Origin of the sequence: Acinetobacter sp. YH18001 (assembly GCF_013416975.1) — a bacterium.
GTDB classification, from domain to species: domain Bacteria; phylum Pseudomonadota; class Gammaproteobacteria; order Pseudomonadales; family Moraxellaceae; genus Acinetobacter; species Acinetobacter pseudolwoffii.
This window is the reverse complement of the sequence record NZ_VPEU01000017.1, coordinates 1-19,009: the sequence shown is the minus strand read 5'-3', so window position 1 is coordinate 19,009 and position 19,009 is coordinate 1. Positions and strand designations below refer to the sequence as shown.

General features: G+C 43.4%; 18 protein-coding genes. 4 read left to right on the top strand and 14 right to left on the bottom strand.

Annotation, left to right across the window (positions count from 1 at the left end; all coding sequences use genetic code 11):
* Nucleotides 1-172 precede the first annotated feature (172 nt).
* Nucleotides 173-640, top strand: a complete 468-nt coding sequence (locus tag FTV48_RS07415) for a GNAT family N-acetyltransferase (protein ID WP_005097793.1) — start codon at nt 173-175, stop codon at nt 638-640.
* Here the strand turns inward: FTV48_RS07415 and FTV48_RS07410 are convergent.
* From FTV48_RS07410 to FTV48_RS07390, 5 genes are all read right to left on the bottom strand, one after another.
* Entirely contained in the window at nt 637-2,439 is a 1,803-nt protein-coding gene (locus FTV48_RS07410) for a diguanylate cyclase (protein ID WP_179999879.1), read from the bottom strand. The two genes, FTV48_RS07415 and FTV48_RS07410, sit on opposite strands and share 4 nt — an antisense overlap.
* Nucleotides 2,440-2,668: 229 nt before the next feature.
* A complete protein-coding gene (locus FTV48_RS07405) occupies nt 2,669-3,007 on the bottom strand; it encodes an FKBP-type peptidyl-prolyl cis-trans isomerase (RefSeq protein WP_005097798.1) in 339 nt (112 codons plus the stop codon).
* An 84-nt stretch (nt 3,008-3,091) separates the two neighbouring features.
* Nucleotides 3,092-3,715, bottom strand: a complete 624-nt coding sequence (locus FTV48_RS07400) for an MgtC/SapB family protein (protein WP_005097799.1) — start codon at nt 3,713-3,715, stop codon at nt 3,092-3,094.
* Nucleotides 3,716-3,800: 85 nt separating this feature from the next.
* Nucleotides 3,801-4,331 (bottom strand): YaeQ family protein, encoded by a 531-nt coding sequence (locus FTV48_RS07395; RefSeq protein WP_179999877.1) that lies wholly within the window; start codon nt 4,329-4,331, stop codon nt 3,801-3,803.
* Nucleotides 4,332-4,432: 101 nt separating this feature from the next.
* Nucleotides 4,433-5,440, bottom strand: coding sequence for a GTP-binding protein (locus FTV48_RS07390; RefSeq protein WP_179999875.1), 1,008 nt, complete (start codon nt 5,438-5,440; stop codon nt 4,433-4,435).
* Nucleotides 5,441-5,829: 389 nt separating this feature from the next.
* On the opposite strand from FTV48_RS07390, the gene FTV48_RS07385 reads away from it, so the two are divergent.
* Both FTV48_RS07385 and FTV48_RS07380 read left to right on the top strand, forming a co-directional pair.
* Entirely contained in the window at nt 5,830-6,060 is a 231-nt protein-coding gene (locus FTV48_RS07385; protein ID WP_005097806.1) for a hypothetical protein, read from the top strand.
* Between the two features lie 348 nt (nt 6,061-6,408).
* Nucleotides 6,409-8,013 carry a bifunctional 3-(3-hydroxy-phenyl)propionate/3-hydroxycinnamic acid hydroxylase gene (locus tag FTV48_RS07380; protein ID WP_179999873.1) on the top strand — a complete coding sequence of 535 codons (1,605 nt, stop codon included), beginning with the start codon at nt 6,409-6,411 and terminating at the stop codon, nt 8,011-8,013.
* An 80-nt stretch (nt 8,014-8,093) separates the two neighbouring features.
* On the opposite strand, the gene FTV48_RS07375 is transcribed toward FTV48_RS07380, so the two are convergent.
* The 7 genes from FTV48_RS07375 to FTV48_RS07345 all read right to left on the bottom strand — a co-directional run bounded on the left by FTV48_RS07375 (nt 8,094) and on the right by FTV48_RS07345 (nt 14,367).
* A complete protein-coding gene (locus tag FTV48_RS07375; protein ID WP_179999903.1) occupies nt 8,094-8,708 on the bottom strand; it encodes a glutathione S-transferase family protein in 615 nt (204 codons plus the stop codon).
* A gap of 133 nt (nt 8,709-8,841) precedes the next feature.
* Nucleotides 8,842-9,735, bottom strand: coding sequence for a LysR substrate-binding domain-containing protein (locus FTV48_RS07370; protein ID WP_179999871.1), 894 nt, complete (start codon nt 9,733-9,735; stop codon nt 8,842-8,844).
* Nucleotide 9,736: 1 nt separating this feature from the next.
* The gene (locus FTV48_RS07365) at nt 9,737-10,936 is read right to left on the bottom strand and encodes an MFS transporter (RefSeq protein WP_179999867.1); all 1,200 of its coding nucleotides are present in this window, start codon (nt 10,934-10,936) and stop codon (nt 9,737-9,739) included.
* Nucleotides 10,937-10,967: 31 nt separating this feature from the next.
* Nucleotides 10,968-11,531 carry a TetR/AcrR family transcriptional regulator gene (locus tag FTV48_RS07360; RefSeq protein WP_179999865.1) on the bottom strand — a complete coding sequence of 188 codons (564 nt, stop codon included), beginning with the start codon at nt 11,529-11,531 and terminating at the stop codon, nt 10,968-10,970.
* Between the two features lie 497 nt (nt 11,532-12,028).
* Nucleotides 12,029-12,550: an acyl-CoA thioesterase gene (locus tag FTV48_RS07355; protein ID WP_004280680.1), complete on the bottom strand. Its 522-nt coding sequence runs from the start codon at nt 12,548-12,550 to the stop codon at nt 12,029-12,031.
* Between the two features lie 289 nt (nt 12,551-12,839).
* The gene (locus tag FTV48_RS07350) at nt 12,840-13,016 is read right to left on the bottom strand and encodes a hypothetical protein (protein ID WP_167381266.1); all 177 of its coding nucleotides are present in this window, start codon (nt 13,014-13,016) and stop codon (nt 12,840-12,842) included.
* 346 nt (nt 13,017-13,362) lie between these two features.
* Nucleotides 13,363-14,367 (bottom strand): patatin-like phospholipase family protein, encoded by a 1,005-nt coding sequence (locus FTV48_RS07345; RefSeq protein ID WP_179999863.1) that lies wholly within the window; start codon nt 14,365-14,367, stop codon nt 13,363-13,365.
* A 122-nt stretch (nt 14,368-14,489) separates the two neighbouring features.
* Between FTV48_RS07345 and chrA the strand changes: the two genes are divergently transcribed.
* Nucleotides 14,490-15,695, top strand: a complete 1,206-nt coding sequence (gene chrA, locus FTV48_RS07340; RefSeq protein WP_179999861.1) for a chromate efflux transporter — start codon at nt 14,490-14,492, stop codon at nt 15,693-15,695.
* Between the two features lie 54 nt (nt 15,696-15,749).
* Here chrA and FTV48_RS07335 read toward each other — a convergent pair whose 3' ends face one another.
* Both FTV48_RS07335 and gltS read right to left on the bottom strand, forming a co-directional pair.
* Entirely contained in the window at nt 15,750-17,225 is a 1,476-nt protein-coding gene (locus tag FTV48_RS07335) for a sodium:alanine symporter family protein (RefSeq protein ID WP_179999859.1), read from the bottom strand.
* A gap of 43 nt (nt 17,226-17,268) precedes the next feature.
* The gene (gene gltS, locus FTV48_RS07330; protein WP_179999857.1) at nt 17,269-18,507 is read right to left on the bottom strand and encodes a sodium/glutamate symporter; all 1,239 of its coding nucleotides are present in this window, start codon (nt 18,505-18,507) and stop codon (nt 17,269-17,271) included.
* Between the last annotated feature and the right edge of the window lie 502 nt (nt 18,508-19,009).

The following is a 19,009-nucleotide window of genomic DNA, read 5'->3' as shown; positions in this document are numbered from 1 at the left end:
GAGCACCCGCTCCTGAGAAGCGTTGATTCTAGAAAATCAGATAAACAAAACCGACAGATCAGCAACATAAGTTATCTTCACCTACTGGTTTTTAAGAAAATCCTCTCAAAAAACTACAAGATTGTTATTTTGTTTCAACCTGCATTTCTCTTCCAATGAAGCCTTCCTGTAAATGTTCGAGAAAATGAATAACATGGTGATTCGTGAAGGGAAGATTCAGGATATACCTCAAATTATTCAGGTGATTCATGACAGTATTCAATCTTGTGTTTTAGATCATCAACGTGAGGACAGTCGCATCCAAAGCTGGCTGGAAAAATTTGATCACGCCAGCCTGATTGTCGATATGCTTTATAACGATTGTTGGGTTTGCCTTGTGCACGACAAAGTAGTCGGGTTTTTATTGGTCAGTGATACTGGAGAAATCCGGATGCATTATGTCGCCCCACATTGCCAGAGGCTTGGATTTGGCACCAAATTATTTAATCAAATGCATGCAGCATTAGTAGAGAAAAAAATCTATCAGATTGCAGTCAAGTCGACTCAAACAGCCCTCAGCTATTATCAGCGATGTGGATTTGATTCCAGCCCTGCACATTCACAAGATGATGGATCATATCTGTATAAATACGTTTTTTAATCCGCGCCCTGCTCAAAGTTTAATTGATCACGCCCGGTGTGTTTGGCCAGATACAGCTGCACATCTGCAGCTTTCATCAAGGCATGAATATCGGCATATTGATGTTGTGGGCTTATCCAAGCCGCGCCCACACTGACCGTGATCCAGGCTTTGCCATCCGGCCGGTTTAGATGTTCAAATTGTTGTTCCCGAACCTGCTGAATGACACGTTCCAGATATTGCAGGGCAACCGGAATCGGTATATCACCAAGCAGAATGGCAAATTCCTCCCCGCCATAACGCGCCAAATAACCCGATTGAGGCAAGCTGGCCTGAATCACCTTAACCAGGTTTTGTAGAATCTCATCACCCTTTAAATGGCCATAATGATCATTATAATTTTTAAAATAATCAACATCCAGCATGGCAAAAAGCAGTGTGGCATGTGAATGTTGCTGGCTTTGCAAAAACTTCTGCTGGATTTCACTATTTAAAGCACGCCGGTTAAAAGCACCGGTCAGCGCATCAATCTTCATCTGATGTTCCAGTTTGGCATTCAGTTGATGCAGTTGCTGGGTACGTTCTTTGACTTTTTGATCAAGCGAACTGTTGAGCTCGATGAGGTTAAAATTTAGCTGTTCTGTCTGATAAGTTTGATGCGCATAGTGTCTAGACTGCTGAAACATAATCAACAAGGCATATAAACTGGTGGAAATGAAAGACAAATGTGTGGTTTGAATAACATTAATCAGCAAGAGATAGTCATTTAAAAATGTCAGACACAAGAAAATAATGGCAAACAGATTCAGGCGTGAATATGGTTGCTTATCACGTAGGGTCTGATAAAACCCGTACATAAAATTCCCAATAATCACCAGACCATAAATCGCACTATAGAGCGCAAGACGTTCAAATAACTCGGGGGTAGAAAATAGCGTCACACTGATATTCAAAATCAATAAGACGATCGCAATATAATAAATCAGCGGTTTTAAATAGCGCTGATTAAACAGATGCATATAACTGAGGAAAAATAATACCGCCAGAAACGTAAACAGATACTCTAAACGTGTTCCCCATAACCAGTCGATATTGGTAAATACCGAATAGGCATAGGGCGCTGAAAACATATTATGCAGGGCCAGAAAGATAATAAAACAGCCAAACACAAAAATGCTTTTGCTATTACGCTCTTTCGATCCTCGAAATATTGAAAACAGGATATTGAAAACACCCACCCCGAGTACTGCGCCACAGGCCATGGCAATACTCATCATCAACTGCTGGAATTGACGATTGACTGTACCTGCGACCCCAATCTGCATTGGGCGTTCCAGCCCTCCATGCAAATGAGTGTAATTCGAGGCCTGAATGCTTAAGGTAATGTATTCACTGTCTGCAACGAAATAGCCAATCCGGGGGGCTTTTTCAGTGATCTGCTGTTCAGGTGTTTTACTGATTTGCCCAAGCCGGACAATAAACTCGCCATTTACATAGACCCGATAAGCGCCATATTGAGCAGGAATCCGAATGGCAATCCGGCGTCCGATAAATTCTTTAGGAATTTTATAATGGCTAATAAATGTGCCATAACCAATATTTGAGTTGGTCAGTATTTTAAAAGAAGCCGGCAATTCCACTGTTTTTGATAACAGTACGGAACTTGGCTGGACAATAAACTGGCTCGGATAAAATAACCATTTCCCCTGCAAAGGGCTGCTGCTGTGTTCGCTAAAATGAATTTCAGAGATATGATCACGGAACTGCTGCTGCACCCCGGGGGATGTGGCAGCGATCTGGGCAGATACTGAAGTGCTCATCAAGATGCCCCAGCTTATGGCCCAAACCCACATTACAAAATAGACATTCCTTATCACGTTTTGCAAAGACAGTAGTTTCCTGAAAAAGAGCTTTATTCTTCTTATAATCTACTTGGAATATCAGGGAGTTCAAATATTTTTTTGTAGTTTATCGGAAGAAGCCCCCAATACTGAGACTTCTCCCGATCAGCATTCACTCATGATACTGAATGAATCTTATTTCAATGAATTAATCACGTGTTTTTACATCAAACAGTTCAATTTCAAAAATCAGGTCTGAATTGGCTGGAATCACTTTGCCCATTTTACGTTCGCCATAGGCCAAATGTGCCGGCACCAGCAGTTTACGTTTACCGCCCACTTTCATGCCCAAAATGCCCTGATCCCAACCTTTGATCACACGGCCTGTTCCGATCACGGTTTCAAAATAATTACCGCGATCAATCGATGAATCAAACTTGGTTCCATCTTCTAGCCAGCCGGTATAGTGTGTGGTAATCAGCGCGCCTTTTACCGCCTCTTTCCCTTCGCCTACTTTTAAATCAATAATTTCAAGTTCGTTAATCATACTTATTTACCTGAGATTGGCATAAATTCAAAAACCAGTATAAACCGGATTGATTGATTTTTTTAGGCTTTAGTCCTTGATGGATTAAAAGCTGAGTTCCTGAATATTCTGATCATTGAGTAAATGCAGGGTGAGTTTTTGATGGTTTTTGGCCGATCCCATCAGCACCCATCTTCCGCTAATCTGCTGCTCAACCTTGCGCTGTGAAGAATGCATGACTTTTAGCTTATATTGTTTGAAAAGCGATTCATAATGGTTGAGCTCATGTTTCTCAAAAGGACAGACAATTTCGTAATTACGTTCCTGATTCAGCGACTCGATCCCGCGCTGTACATACATCAGTAGAACCAGTACCACCATGACCATTAAAGTGGCCCAGATACTCAGGATTTCATAACCCGCACCGGCTGCCATGCCCAGTGCTGCGGTCATCCAGATGGTGGTGGCCGTGGTAATTCCTGAAATACGGTTCTCATCTTTGAGAATGACCCCTGCCCCTAAAAAGCCTAGCCCCGTCAGGACATTGGCCGCCAGCCGGTCAGGATTTTCCACGCCTATTTTCAGGGAAATGATAGTAAACAGACAGGAGCTGAGACTAACCATGATCATGGTACGCAGTCCGGCAGATTTACTGTGATATTCACGTTCTGCACCAATAATGGCCCCGATCGCAACGGCCAGCAGTAAATCATAAAGTTCATGGTACATGACACAACCCTGAGTATTTTTATTCCTCAGGTATACGCAATTTAAGCGACAGGATACAAGTCCAGACGTGCATCCTTATGCGTCCTTATTGTAACTGTTCCCACTCGACCAGCACCTGCCCCTGATCGCCAATCAGAGTCCATTCACCATCCATCACATTGAGCTGTAACTGCATGGTGCGTGCACATAATTGTGGCAATGCATCGGTGGTTGCGGTAGATAACTTCCACACTTCCACATTTTTTAAGGTTTTTAATTTGCTGCTGCGCTTATACCATTCATCCACCGCAGAACCATAGGTGACAACTGCGACCTGCTTGCAACGCGCACTGGCTTTTTTGACTTTATCTTCATCCGGGCTACCGACTTCAATCCATTTCACCAATTGACCAGTGAGGTCTTTTTCCCACAAGGCCGGCTCATCGGTTTCAAACAGATCCTTGGTAAATTCCAGCGTTTCATCGGCATAACGCGCATACGCCAGAATACGCACCATCAGGCGTTCAATGGTTTCTGAAGGATGCAGCGCCATCGTCAACTGATAATCTGCATAACGGTGCGTATCCATATCTGCAATATTCAAATCAACCTTATAAATCGTCGCTTTTAACGCCATAACACAATCCTCAAATTTGGCGCCTAGCATATAAGATTTAGCAGTATTTTGCTGAACAGATTTAGGTCAATAGCTCATTCAGCGCCTTAGCAACAGTACTATTATTTTTCCGGATCAATACGGCATTGCATCAACGCGCTTTCAAACTCCAGCCAATCCCGTGACTGTTGATAAATCACTTCGATCCGGTTATCAATACCTGCCTCGACCGACTGATAATTAAACTGCTCCGGATTGAAATTAAAGCTTTTCCAGCCCTGATCGGTATTAAAAATTCCTTTGATTCTGAGCCAGTCTTTTTGTTCACACAGCAAGTCGAGCAAATCATAAAAATGAAATTGCCAGCGTTTCGGCAACTTCCAGCCCGCAACCTGATAGCCCTGCGCGCTTTCCACATAATGATAAGGCAGCTGCTGAATCAGCACGGGTACCTCTGGGGAAGGATTGATCTGTTGCTGTTTTAATAAAGGCTGGAGCTGACGTACAGAACCTTGATAATCCTGTTTAATCTGCTCAATGCTCAGCTGTCCCTGCTCTGTGCACAACCACTGCTGGGCATAGACTTGATATTCCGCCTGAAGCTGCATAAGCGCAGCATGATCTTCGGCTGTCATTAAATCTGTATGGGAAATCACCACAATATGCGCAGCCTTAAGCTGGTCTGCATACAGGTTTTGCTGAGTCCAGTCCCGGTCATGCAAACGTGAACCATCGACCACCGTGACCAAGGCCTGCATGTTTAAATGGCTATGCCAATGCGGTTCGGTCAACTGTTCCAGGAGTTGCCCGGGATGCCCCAATCCGGTCGGCTCGATAAACAGCCGATCCGGTTTCACTTCGGACAGTAAACGTGACAAGGCAATCTGCATCGGCAACTGACTACTACAACATAGGCAGCCACCCAGTAATTCCTTTACCGCATAGCCTGAATCTTGTGGTAATAACTGCTGATCCACCCCGATCTGACCGAACTCATTCATCAGTACGGCCCAGATTTTCTGTTCAGGTTTCTGCTGTAATAAATGTTTAAGCAGTGTGGTTTTACCCGCCCCCAAAAATCCAGAAATGATATGGACAGGAATCGGCTGTGCTGCGGACAGAATTTTCAAAATTGGTTCTCAAGAAATTAAATAGACAAGATCATGCCCTGTATTATAGGACACAGCATGGTTGTAGAGACATTTTCTTGCTCAATGGCGACTTGAAACCATCAGTTTATAAGTTAAGCGAATTATCCCAAATAGAGAATCCTGATGTTTATTCATATTTAAAATTCAGCTTTTTGAAACATTCATATACATTTTCATTAAATAGAACACTGCATAATTAACAGTAATTAAACAACTTTCTGCATTGTGTATATGCTGAGTTATTCACTCCGTGTCGCTTTTGTTAATTGATTTGCTCATCAAAATTTCAGTGCTTAGGATGAACTCCTGTCGAACTGATGTGATGGTCAGCTCGGCAAATTACATGACATAAATATAGGATGCCAAAAATGAAATATGCACAAATCTTACTTGCAACAACGCTTACTGCTGCTGCAGCCACCAGCTTTGCTGCGACTGAAACAACAAACGCAAATACAAACACTGAAGAAAAAGTGATTGTCAGTACCCAGGAATTGCCTGAGTCAAATGCTCCGGTTGCTGGCGCAAATGCAGAACAACCAGCTGCATCTGAAGCTGCTGCAGAAAGCGCAACACCTGCACAACCTGCAGCACGTTAAGTGATTTAACGACGGGTTAAATGATCAAAGAAAATATCAGGGCAGTATTTCTCCAGTAGGCTTAGCCTGTACTGCCTCATATTGATCGATGCTGAATCATGCTTGCTGCGGGTTCAGCATTTTTATTGACTAGATTTAAATGCTCATCATAGTTAAAACTGATCACAGGATTGAGAATGACTATTGAATTATTTTAAATTTATCATTTAAATTCAATAATTTAATTAATAAAAATCTATTTAAAATTAATATTATTGATATAGCTCAACTACTATCGCCTAACTTGTTTACAGCTCAGAACTGTCCCTTAATAGATTGAAATGCAAGTCGATTGAATGGACATTCACTATGAGCAATACCAATTACAGCACTGATGTAGCAATCCTCGGCGCTGGGCCTGTAGGCTTAACCATTGCCAACTATCTGAGCAAGCAAGGCGTGAGCGTCACGATGGTCGAGCAACTGGATAGTTTGATTGATTATCCACGTGCCATTGGGATCGATGATGAATCTTTGCGTACCATTCAATCCTTAGGTTTGGTCGATCAAGTCTTGCCCCATACCACGCCCAATCATGCTATGCGCTTTTTAACACCTAAGGGTCGCTGTTTTGCAGATATTCAACCTTTAACCCGTGAATTTGGATTTTCACGCCGTAATGCCTTTATTCAGCCACAAGTCGATCAGGTTCTGCTTCAGGGCTTAAAACAATATGAAAATACGCAGGTGCTGTTCTCACGTCAATTGACCCAGTTTAGTCAGGATGCCGAGGGTGTAACGCTTAACCTGCAAAATGAACAAGGGAATACAGAAACAGTCCGTGCCCAGTACCTGATTGCCTGTGATGGCGGTAACTCTTATGTACGCCGCAATCTGGGCATTGCTTTTGAGGGTGAAACTGCGCCGAATCAATGGATCGTGATCGATCTTGAAAATGATCCGCTTGCGACACCGCATATTTACCTGTGTTGTGATCCGGTACGTCCTTATGTATCCGCCGCATTGCCCCATGGAATTCGCCGTTTTGAATTTATGGTCATGCCGGGTGAAACTCAGGAAGAACTGAGCAAACCGGAAAATATTGCCAAATTACTGGCCAAAGTGCTTCCAAGTACCGATGGCATCGAAGTGATCCGTCAGCGTGTTTATACGCATAATGCCCGTATTGCGGACAAATTCCGGGTAGACCGCATTTTACTGGCAGGTGATGCTGCGCACATTATGCCCGTCTGGCAAGGTCAGGGTTATAACAGCGGGATGCGGGATGCCTTTAACCTGGCCTGGAAAGTCGCACTGGTGGTTCAAGGCAAAACCGGCCCCGCACTTTTAGACTCTTATCAGATTGAACGTAAAGACCATGCCAAAGCCATGATTGATCTGTCCGTGATGGCCGGTCATGTATTGGCACCACCAAAAAAGTGGCAAGGTTTTGTCCGTGACGGTATCGCCTATGCCCTGAACTATATCAAGCCGATCAAACAGTACCTGCTGGAAATGCGCTTTAAACCGATGCCGAAATATCATGATGGTGTGCTTTTGAGCACCGGCGCCAAAAATTCTCCAATTGGCAAGATGTTCATTCAGCCTCAAGTTCAGCTTGCATCAGGTGAAACAGTGTTACTGGATGAAGTGATTGGCAATGATTTTGCCATTATTGCCTGGGGTGTCGATCCAAAATGGGGCCTGAGTCCAGAGACACTGCAACAGTGGAAAACACTCGGTGTGAAATTTATTCAGGTCATTCCGGCAGTGCAGTTACAAAATACCCAGCGCCAACCGTTTGAAGATGTCATCACCATTGGTGATAGCGGCACAGAAATTCGCTCCTGGTTTGGCAATACTTCCGATTCAGTGGTGATCTTGCGTCCTGACCGTTTTGTGGCCGCACTGGCCATTCCACAATCACTGGAAAACACCAGTCAGCAACTGTTTAAAAAGCTGTACCTAAAATAATTTTAAGGTCATTTTTTACCACGCTTCGGCGTGGTTTTTTATTGTTTTTAGATATCTCGGACAATATATAGACCGAGGAATTAGGCTCGGTAGTCTTGAAACCAGGGAATATCTTTCAGGGAATCACGAGAGGCCATCTGCTGCAAATAGGGTCTGAACTCGTCAAATGGCGGTAAAATTTTCGCAGAGATCGCAAAGACTAAACAATAAGCCGCATATAAGTCTGCTGCGGAAAATTCTTCACCCAGCAAATAGGGATTGGCCTGGCTTATGCCCTGTTTCAGAAAATCAAATACTGCAGCTTCATTCCCGAAACTTAGACTTCTGCGGTTCTGTTCAATATTTTCTGGCGAGACCTGCAAATTTTTTATATCGATATATTCGGTGAAGGGCCCATGACAGAACAATATCCATTTTAAATATGCCCCACGCTTGGGTTCATCCAAAGCAGGTGCCAAGCCTTGGTCGGAATACTTATCTGCCAGATAGATAAAAATGGCGGCCATTTCTGAAATGACAATCTCCTGATCGACCAGACAGGGAACTTTTCCTATCGGATTAATCTGTAAATATTCAGCTTGATGCATATATTCATAGGACACTTCCACCTGCTCAATCTGGTCTTCAATCTGCAATTCTTTCAATAAGGGCAACAGGGTCAGGCCCCGTGATTGCGGATTGTTATAGAGCTTCATCATATTGGTTTAACCATTTTTTATTTTTAGAGTTTCAGTATAAAACGGTTTTCTGTGTCAATTTACACAGATGTGCTACAGATCATTTCTGTCGCACAGCTTTTAAAATATAGGCAGACCAAAGATGCAAATCTTAAAAAAGATCGACACAAAACTTTTCTTTTAAGACTTTTAAAATCAGATCAATCACCACATGTTTTTGGTCTTTACGATAATTGGCATATAGCCCAATCATGGGCAAAGGTTCAAGGGTCTTTTTGACCACGATATTATCGCCGAGTAATGGAATCACATAGGCTGGTACCAGACTCCAGCCCACGCCCATTCCGACCAGATTGACATTGAGCAGGATATTGGTGGAATGCTGCACCACATTGACCTTCAATTTAGACTGTTTAAAAAAGTCTTGAATAATTCGATGCAGTTGTGGTGAAGCCTGCTCATCACTAATGACAAAATCCTGATTTTCAAAGCTCTTAATACTGACATGTGTCAGGGTCGCAACCGGAGAATCTTTCGGCACAATCAGGGTTAAAGGTTCATCAAAAATCCGGATCGAATCAAACTCGCTCGACTGTCCCGGATAGCGGGTAAAAGCAATATCGATCTGGCCTTTTCTTAAAGCACTAAACTGCTCAGCGTCGGTCAAACTATGAAATAGTGCTTTCAGTTCAGGAAAATGTGCGCGGATATTGGGCATGATATAGGGAAAGACTTTCATTTCCGCAACCGGTACAAATCCGATATTCAGCTGATCCTGATGTGCATTGGCAATCTGTCTGGCAGCGTGGATCGCACGTTCTGCATGTTCCAGACTGAGCAAAGCTTCTTTTAAAAAAACCTGTCCGGCCTCGGTCAGGTTGACCTTACGGTTATTTCGCTCCAGTAACTGTACGCCTACCTCACGCTCCAGATCCTTGATTTGCTGACTTAAGGAAGGCTGTACAGTATTCAATTTTTCCGCAGCCCGGGTAAAATTCAGTTCCTCGGCCACAGTGACAAAATAACGTAAATGTCTTAATTCCATTTTATGCTTCCTGATTTTCCGGTACGTGTATTGGTCTTTTGGCCACATACTGACGATAAACCAAGATCGTCACAATGACGAGTGCAGCACTCGACACATACATCGCTTCAAAGCCCCAATAGGCAATCAATAGGCCCATCACCACGGAACCTACCGCCAAACCCAGATCAAACAGGGTAAAGAAGGTTGAAATCGCATGTCCCATACGCTGCTTATCGACAGATTGAATTGCGAGTGTCTGCAGACATGGAAATAATGAACCATAACCGATCCCCACAAAGACCGCTGATAACCAGAGCGTCCATTGATTGGATATCAGACTCACCATGACTAGGCCAATCGCAAAGAAAATAAAGGAAGGATAAATGACAGCACTTGGCCCCTTACGATCATAGATTTTCCCGACCCACGGCCGTACCAACAGCATCGAAGCCGCAAATACAATAAAAAATACGCTGGTATAAGCCAAAAGCTGCTTGCTTTCACTAAATGCCGTGATAAAACTCATGATGCCCGAATAAGCAAATGCCGTCAGCAATGCCACACAGCTTACCGCCAGGACTTTCACTTCCAATATATCTTGTAGACTTAATTTGGTTTTTTCTGTGCCAATCCGCCTTGATTTTGGCAGTTCGGTAATTTTCAGCATCCAGCAGAAAATCAGTCCTAGAGAAATAATAATAGCCAGAATCCCAAATAAGCTTTTAAAGCTAGTGAATTGAATGACGGTCAAGGCCAGCAATGGGCCAAATACCACCCCCAGATTGGTCGACATGACAAAATAGCCCATGCCCTCGCCTTTACGCTGTTCTGGAATAAATTCATTGGCCACCGGAACCGCCACCGTGGTCAAAATACTGAACCAAATGCCATGTAGAAATCGCACCAGCAACAGTGACCACAAGCTATCAATGAGCAAATAGCCAAAGGCAAACAGCGCAAAAATCACGCCTGCACCGCGCATCGAGATTTTCTTGCCCAGTTTTTCGATGATCATGCCGGAAAAAGGCCGAACTGCAATTGATGATGCCAGAAACAAGGTCAGTGCCAGACCCGCTTCTTTGACTGAGCCCCCCAAATCTTTCATGATGTAAATCGGCAAGATGGTCAGTAAGGCAAAATAATAAACAAACAGAAAAAAGTTATTGCATAAGCACAAGATAAATGAGCGATTCCATAAACGCTCGGGGCTGAGAGACATAAAAACCAACTTTAAGAAAAATAGACCAGGCTCAGGCTTGAATTACAACAGGATGCAGCACTAACCCAACCAGCGCCCGGATGTAATTTTCATCCGGCATACGATTGAAAAAAATAATCTGGTAATGGATCGGGCCGTACAAACTGTCCAGCATTAAATCAAAAGGATAATCCGCGCGAATCTCGCCACGCTCAATCGCTTGCTGAATCAGTTGATGAGTCTGCTGTCGACGCGGCAATAAATATTGCTGAAAGAATTCACCGGCCAGCTCACGATGATTGGCGATTACCACCAGTAAAGCCCGACCAATCGGATGGTTGAGCGCCTGAGACAACAAGCTTAGCTGTCGAATCAGATTACTTTTCAGGTCATTTGCAGGATCAGGCTCAAAGACTGAGACCGTATGCTGTTTGAAGGTATCTAGCACCAGCTCTGATTTATGCTTCCACCAGCGATAAATCGTAGATTTTCCCACCCCAGCTCGTGCTGCAACAGCCTCAATAGTCAGTCGATGATACTCTCCCTCTGCCAATGCATCGGCAACCGCCTGCAAGATACATTGCTGTCGTCGTGAGCTTTTTTCGTCATGATTCATAAAGTCTACTTATCTTCAAACACAATCGATACGATACGTATCGTTTTATATTAGAGCAAAAAACGATAAAGCTCCAGACATAAACTGAAATTAAGGCAAAAAAGACTCTCTTATAAAGTAATGCTGATCAGTTAAAGAATTTAAAAATAGACGCTTTAACTGCTTAGTCGTTCATGATGGAGTCTGAAGGTTTTAAATCAAATATTTTCAATATCATTTGTTACTTTGGTTTCATTCAAATGAGCAGCGGAACTTCGCAAGGAAGGCATCTTGCAGTCATATTCCTCACCGCAAAACTCGTCAGCCACCCTCGACTCGTCAATTTGTCATGGAGACCATCATTTTTTTAATCTTGCGGTGCAATACACCTCATGCCTCAAACAGTTGCGGATGACTTTTCCACCTATCACATATAATCCTCAATTTAAAAAAGAAAATGCCAGTCAATTGGTTAACTGACTGGCATTACTCTTATGAAGATGTTTTTAAATCACCGCTTAACTCTGTGCAGTCTTTTTATAAATACTGCATGAAGGATGATGATTCTCTTGCAAACGCGCGACTTTACGCTGTTCGGCTGCTTCAAAACGGCAACGTTTCCAGTCATTGTCCAAGTTCAAAGCCGGAATCTGTTTCGGTTTGCCATTTTCATCTACGGCCACCATAGTGAAATAACAGCTATTGGTATGGCGTACCGTTCTTTTTTGAATATTCTGCGCTTCTACACGAATCCCGATTTCCATCGAGGTGCGACCAACATGGTTGACACTGGCCAAGAAAGTTACCAGCTCACCCACATGAATTGGTTCCTTAAAGTTCACCTTGTCTACCGATAAGGTCACGACATAACTGCCCGAATAGCGACTCGCACATGCATACGCCACCTGATCCAGTAATTTCAGAATGGTTCCACCATGAACATTTCCTGAAAAATTTGCCATATCTGGCGTCATGAGAACTGACATCGTTAACTCTGACTGGTCATCTGACACTGCTGCAATTTGATCTAAAGGGGCCATCGTTTTCTTTGAACTCTTTGAATGACAAGGTTATCGCTTATTATTATAGCGTTTTTAACATGAATAAAATGTTCAATTCGGCAAATGAAGCATCATAATTATTGATATAGAAACTGCACTCATACAGAAAAAAATATATTTAACAGATCTCAAGGCTCAGCAAGAAGCTAAGTTCCAAACAAATAAACACTTATTGATCCAAAGCATCTGCTTACCCAGCTCAAGTTTTTTTCGGGCCGCTCTCATTTTGCAAAAAATAATTCAAGACGCTGGATAAATCATTACTGATTTAGCGCATGAGTGGTCTTAACATTTCCTGGGCGACATTTTCATAGCTGAGAATTTGCTGACCATCCAGTGTGGTAGTGACCGTGAAAGAACCATCCGGATGTGCAGCTGTCACTGTAAAAATATAGTGTTCAAATTGTGCCAACTTGACCTGATGTCCAATTTTAATCTGATTCATTGTAGTTACATCTATTCAGTAATATTTCAAAGCACATTCTGTCATGAACAATATTTAAATATTTGATCAACTTAAGTATAGGAATAATAATATTAAAATTGTGACTTAGAAAAGCAACACTCATTTCTAAAAAGAATATAAATTATAATTCAATAATTTACAGTCAAAATAAAGCTTATCTCTCCTGAAAATTCTGGCCAATTCATATGCAGAAACAATGATTTAATCTTTTATAACGATCAGCCAGCGTTAAGATCAGAATCTGGAAAGCATAGGGATGCAATAGCTTTGCCTACCTGATTCGATCTCATAAAAGATGAACAAGAAAATTTAACCGAAATATGCTTTAGGGCTGCTGCTGTTCCTGAGCCACAAAGAGCGGAATATGATGGCCGCGAGCATAATTATGTTTTTGATAAGCGAGAGAAATATCCATCAGTTTTAACTGTGCAGCATCAATGCCGGCCTGCATGGTTAATTCCCTGCCACGTACATCAAAGATATGCCCTTTTTCCCGTAAATCGGGCTGGATCACCACATCGGCATGCTTTAATTCTTCTTGTGCCAGATGTTGCTGCATAATATTAATATTCTGGTTAAACAGTCCCCAGACATTGGTGGTTTCCGTATGAATAGGCTGTGCCAGAATATCAACCGCAATCACAATATCTGCTCCCAGCTCACGTGCCACATTCACCGGTACCGGGCTGACCAGCCCGCCATCGACATATTCTTTTTCTTCAATTATTGTTGGAATAAACATACTCGGAATCGACACTGAAGCACGTACTGCCTGTCCAGTATTGCCGTAATTAAAAACGACTTTCTTGCCTTCTTTTAGTGCTGTGGCCACCACAAACATCGGGATTTTCATGGCTTCTAGTGGAGTTTGATCGACTTGTAAATTGACATAGTCTTCTACTTTTTTGCCATCAAAAAAACCTTTTCGATCCAGTTTGATATCGCGTACATCGGTTGCTCGCATGCTCAAGGCAATATTGCGCAGCTCAATCGCCGGTTTACCACTTGCATAAATAGATCCGACGATGCTGCCCGCACTGGTTCCAACAATAAAATCCGGACGAATACCGGCCTGTTCCAGTACTTCGAGCGCACCGATATGTGCATAGCCACGCGCACCACCACTGCCTAAAACGAGAGCAATGACCGGACGCTGTTCAGTTTGCTTGATCTTTTCAAAATCAATTTGATTCGGACGTGCCTGAGCTTCTCCACGTTGCGCAGCAGGTTGTAGATGATTGGTAGCTGACTGGACTGTCATCGGTGTGGTTTGACAACCACTCAGGCCGAATGCACCCAGTGCCACAATACTCAACACATATTTCTGCATGTAGAGAATGTCCTCATTAACTAAAGCAGCATAGTGTATAAACACCTGCTTAAATAATCTGTAGAATTTCGTAAAATTGTCATACAGTTCGGGTAGTTTGTCTTCATTTTCCCCTTCATGCTATGTCAGTCATTTCACTGTACCGGATTTTTCTGATTTTCCTGCAACTGGGCTGCATTTCATTTGGCGGTCCGGCAGCACATTTGGTGTTTTTTCACCGAAAATTTGTGACCCAACTGCAATGGCTGAATGACACCCAGTACAGTCAACTGGTCGCTTTGGCGCAACTTTTACCCGGGCCGAGCAGCAGTCAGGTGGGGCTTTCGATCGGTTATCTACAACGGGGCTATACTGGTGCCGTGATCGCATGGCTGGGTTTTACCCTGCCCTCAATGATTCTGATGGGCTTGGTAGCGTTATTGGGTCAAAGCTATTTTCATATTTTAAACTCAAACAGCTTTCATACCATCCAGCTAATTGTATTTTCTGTAATCGCTTGGGCATTCTGGCAAATGCTGAGAAGCTTCTGTAAAACGGCCTGGCAATATGCGGTCTTAATACTCTCAGCAGTATTACTGATGGTGGTTTCAGCGAGTTTTAACCAAATTCTGGTGATTATGCTGGGCGCAATCTGTGGACTCTTGGCTGGACATTTTTCTCAATCAGATTCGAAACCCAAAGAAATTAACAAAACGGCAATCAGCTCGCCTTATATTCGATCTGCCGCTGCACCCTATTGGTTACTGGCATTTATCTTGCCGTTTATTCTACTCCCCTTAGCGGGGAAATTATGGGGTGAATCAGACCTGCAATTTTTTGCCAATTTCTATCAGACTGGCTCGCTGGTGTTTGGTGGCGGTCATGTGATTTTACCTTTGTTGCATCAGGACTTTGTCACAACCGGTTTGGTGAGTGCACAATCTTTTGATCTTGGCTATGCATTTGTCCAGCTCATGCCAGGACCTTTGTTCAGTTTTGCCAGTTATATCGGGGCCTTGCTGCCTTGGACGCCTTATGTCTGGCTGAATGCAGTTTTAGCGACCTGTGCAATCTTTTTACCTTCATTTTTCCTGATCTTTGCCACCTTGCCCTACTGGTCATGGTTGATGCAGCAGCGCCATATTCATCAAGCGGTGATGGGCATCAATGCTGCGGTGGTGGGTCTGTTACTGTATTTATTGCTGGATCTTTCACAACGCTATTTTAGTTATGGCTCCGACCTGGTCTTTGTCGCGGTGATGATTGCCCTGCTACGTTCAAAATTACCGGTCTGGTTCAGCCTGATTTTCGGCTTCGTGCTTTATCAAAGTTATTTAAATTTCTTCTAAATAAAACATTGGCACAAAAAAGCCCCGAATGATCGGGGCTTTTTATTTCAAGTCTTACCAGATATCTGATTTAACCTTGTCTTTAAATTTAGGATGGTTATCCAGTTTAAATTCAGGCTCTTTCACACCGCGCTTCAACTGACCGGTATAGTCTTTGAGTAGCATCAGCAGGAATGGCATCAGCAACAGGATCGCAATCAAGTTAATACTTGCCATGATGCCCATAAACAGATCCGCCATATTCCAGATCAATGGCACGCTGGCGATGGAACCGAAATACACCATCACCAATACAAATAAACGGAAAATCAACATAACCCGGCTATTGTTATTGATGAACTGGACGTTTCCTTCGGCATAGGCATAGTTACCAATAATCGAAGAATAGGCAAACAGGAACAGAATCAAAGCCAGGAAGTCATCACCCCAGGCACCAATCTGGCTTTCGAGTGCCATCTGGGTCAAGGTCACGCCTTCAAAGCCTGCATTTTCATACAGACCCGAAACCAGAATAATAATCGCGGTACATGAACACACCACAAAGGTATCTACAAATACTCCGAGCATCTGTACCAGACCCTGGTTGACTGGATGTTTGACATCCGAGGCTGCAGCAGCATTCGGTGCCGAACCCATCCCTGCCTCGTTAGAGAACAGACCACGCTTGATCCCCATCATCATGGCCATAGACACCATGGCACCAAAGAAACCACCAGCAGCGGCTTCAAATTCAAAGGCTTTACTGAAAATAAGCTGGAAGATGGATGGGAGCAGATCGTAATTGATAACCGCAATATATAAAGCCACCGCCAGATACAGTAGCGCCATAAAGGGCACTACCTTTTCTGCCACTTTGGCGATACGTTTAATACCGCCAAAAATGATTGTAGCTGTAATCAATACTAAGACTAGCCCAATCCAGGAAACTTCAAAATCCAATCCGCCTAAAGGCAAAATGATATTGGCCTGATCCCAGCCCCATGCGTGTGATGTTGCACCGGTAATGGCATTGGCCTGAACCGCATTAAACACAAAACCATAGGTCGTGATCAATGCAATTGCAAAGACAATCCCGAGCCATTTCTGTTTTAGACCCTGAGTAATGTAATACGCGGGGCCACCACGGAATTGCTGGTTTTTATGATCGCGCACCTTAAACAATTGCGCCAATGAGGATTCCACCAAAGCAGAGCTCATACCCAGAAATGCAGTAACCCACATCCAGAACACCGCGCCCGGTCCGCCAATCGCAATGGCAATGGCCACACCGGCGACATTACCCACCCCGACCCGGCTTGCAAGACCAGTCACAAAGGCCTGAAACGGGGTAATGCCGTGCGCATCCTGAACCTTGCCACGGCTGCCTTTCATGACTTTCATGCTGTGCCAGAACAAACGAATTTGTACTGCACCCGTCATGATTGTATAGAAAATACCAACTGCGACCAGAAACACCACCAGAAAGTCCCACAAAGGACCATTCACGGCATTAATCCAGCCAAGCAATGTTTCATTTAACTGATCATTCATGTCACATCCTTATGAGCTTATGACTCATCGTATCAGGTCTAAATTATACAAAGAACTTCAAGATCATTTGAATAACAGTGGCATTGATTAGGTCAACAAAGAACGCGCCACATAATGGAACGATCAGGAAGGCCTTATGTGATGCACCATACATATTGGTAATCGCCTGCATATTGGCAACCGCTGTCGGTGTTGCACCCATACCAAAACCACAGTGACCCGCTGCAAGTACCGCAGCATCATAGTTCTTGCCCATCAGGCGGAAAGTTACAAAACCGGCATACAAAGCCATGGTGATAGTCTGTGCACCCAGAATTACCATCAGTGGTCCTGCAAGGTCAGCCAATTGCCATAATTTCAATGACAACAATGCCATCGCCAAGTACAGCGACAATGAAGCATTACCGAACACATCAATCGCACGATCGAAAATCTGAACTTTGAAAATACCTTCCAGTACATTACGCAGGATGACACCACCCGCCAATGCCCACACGAATGTTGGCAGTTCAAATGCTGTACCTTTACTGAAACCCGTCATAAACTCTGCAAAAGCCAAACAGCCTGCAAACAGGCCCAAGGTCGTGATTGCATTATCAGCGGTAATTAAACGCACCTGATGCGGATATTCAAACGGTACATATTCGCTGGTGGTGCTGTCCATTGGCGTATTGTCACGCTTTTCGATCTGCTGATCGGTACGTGCAGTCGCCAGGTTATAACGGTTGATCAGCAACTTGGCCAAAGGTCCGCCAATAATACCGCCGATAATCAATCCAAAAGTCGCACTGGCCATACCTAGTGCCAGCGCACCTTGAATACCATGTTCAACTTCAAAAATTTCCCCCCATGCCCCCGCGGTACCATGACCACCGGTTAAGGTAACTGAGCCTGCAATCAGGCCAATCAAGGGGTCAATACCCAGTAATGTGGCCAGACTTATGCCGACCGCATTTTGCAAAATAATGAAAGCCGAAACAGCAAACAGGAAAATTACCAGACCGACACCGCCTTCACGCAACTTGGAAAAGTTGGCACTCAGACCGATCGAGGCAAAGAAGATCAGCATAAAACTGGTTTGTAGCTCTGAACTGGTGGTGATGCTGTATCCCCACAGTGAATGCACCAGTAATGAGATAATCGCAGCAACCAAACCGCCTGCAACCGGCTCAGGAATATTGTAGCGCTTTAAAAAATCGATTTTATTAACCAGGAATCGGCCGAGTAACAAAACAATGACTGCGGCAATCAAGGTATAAAATGCGTTAAAAGTAAAATCCATAATTTTTTGCCCAAGATGATTTTGAATTTTTTATTTTTCTAAAAGTTATGGAGTGCGCTAGATTTCTAGCTCGCTCATTAGATGTTCATCTGGAAATATCCTGATTTGATCTATCACCTTTAGAAAAACAAACCGATTTATCATCTCTTTCAAACTTATGAATATCATCATCACGATCATATTCAACAAATGAGAGATTTATAAAAGCAACACCTTTTCTATTCCGATACTCAGTCTGTTGTAAAATTGCAGACAATTTTCAAACAGATGCGCATGCTGGTAAAAAAACTGTGTTTTAAGCTCAAAAAAAACATTCAGTGCTTGATGAGTGCTTTCAACCTAAAGACTTCATTCAAGCCATCTGGAATCGCGTTATTTAAATGGATCCGATCAGCGCATTCCTGCTTTTCATTCAGCGAATTTTGCTTTCTAATGTCAGCGCTTTTCTTTGTATTTTTCTTTGTATCAGGTATTTCAAATGTCCAATCTGGCACTCATCATG

Coding starts and splice junctions, on each gene's coding strand:
- FTV48_RS07375 (WP_179999903.1), bottom strand. CDS start 8,708: ATGAAGCTCTATAACAATCCGCAATCACGGGGCCTGACCCTGTTGCCC.
- chrA (WP_179999861.1), top strand. CDS start 14,490: ATGTCAGTCATTTCACTGTACCGGATTTTTCTGATTTTCCTGCAACTG.
- FTV48_RS07400 (WP_005097799.1), bottom strand. CDS start 3,715: ATGTACCATGAACTTTATGATTTACTGCTGGCCGTTGCGATCGGGGCC.
- FTV48_RS07415 (WP_005097793.1), top strand. CDS start 173: ATGTTCGAGAAAATGAATAACATGGTGATTCGTGAAGGGAAGATTCAG.
- FTV48_RS07355 (WP_004280680.1), bottom strand. CDS start 12,550: ATGGCCCCTTTAGATCAAATTGCAGCAGTGTCAGATGACCAGTCAGAG.
- FTV48_RS07395 (WP_179999877.1), bottom strand. CDS start 4,331: ATGGCGTTAAAAGCGACGATTTATAAGGTTGATTTGAATATTGCAGAT.
- FTV48_RS07360 (WP_179999865.1), bottom strand. CDS start 11,531: ATGAATCATGACGAAAAAAGCTCACGACGACAGCAATGTATCTTGCAG.
- FTV48_RS07385 (WP_005097806.1), top strand. CDS start 5,830: ATGAAATATGCACAAATCTTACTTGCAACAACGCTTACTGCTGCTGCA.
- FTV48_RS07335 (WP_179999859.1), bottom strand. CDS start 17,225: ATGAATGATCAGTTAAATGAAACATTGCTTGGCTGGATTAATGCCGTG.
- FTV48_RS07365 (WP_179999867.1), bottom strand. CDS start 10,936: ATGTCTCTCAGCCCCGAGCGTTTATGGAATCGCTCATTTATCTTGTGC.
- FTV48_RS07370 (WP_179999871.1), bottom strand. CDS start 9,735: ATGGAATTAAGACATTTACGTTATTTTGTCACTGTGGCCGAGGAACTG.
- FTV48_RS07405 (WP_005097798.1), bottom strand. CDS start 3,007: ATGATTAACGAACTTGAAATTATTGATTTAAAAGTAGGCGAAGGGAAA.
- FTV48_RS07345 (WP_179999863.1), bottom strand. CDS start 14,367: ATGCAGAAATATGTGTTGAGTATTGTGGCACTGGGTGCATTCGGCCTG.
- gltS (WP_179999857.1), bottom strand. CDS start 18,507: ATGGATTTTACTTTTAACGCATTTTATACCTTGATTGCCGCAGTCATT.
- FTV48_RS07410 (WP_179999879.1), bottom strand. CDS start 2,439: ATGAGCACTTCAGTATCTGCCCAGATCGCTGCCACATCCCCCGGGGTG.
- FTV48_RS07350 (WP_167381266.1), bottom strand. CDS start 13,016: ATGAATCAGATTAAAATTGGACATCAGGTCAAGTTGGCACAATTTGAA.
- FTV48_RS07380 (WP_179999873.1), top strand. CDS start 6,409: ATGAGCAATACCAATTACAGCACTGATGTAGCAATCCTCGGCGCTGGG.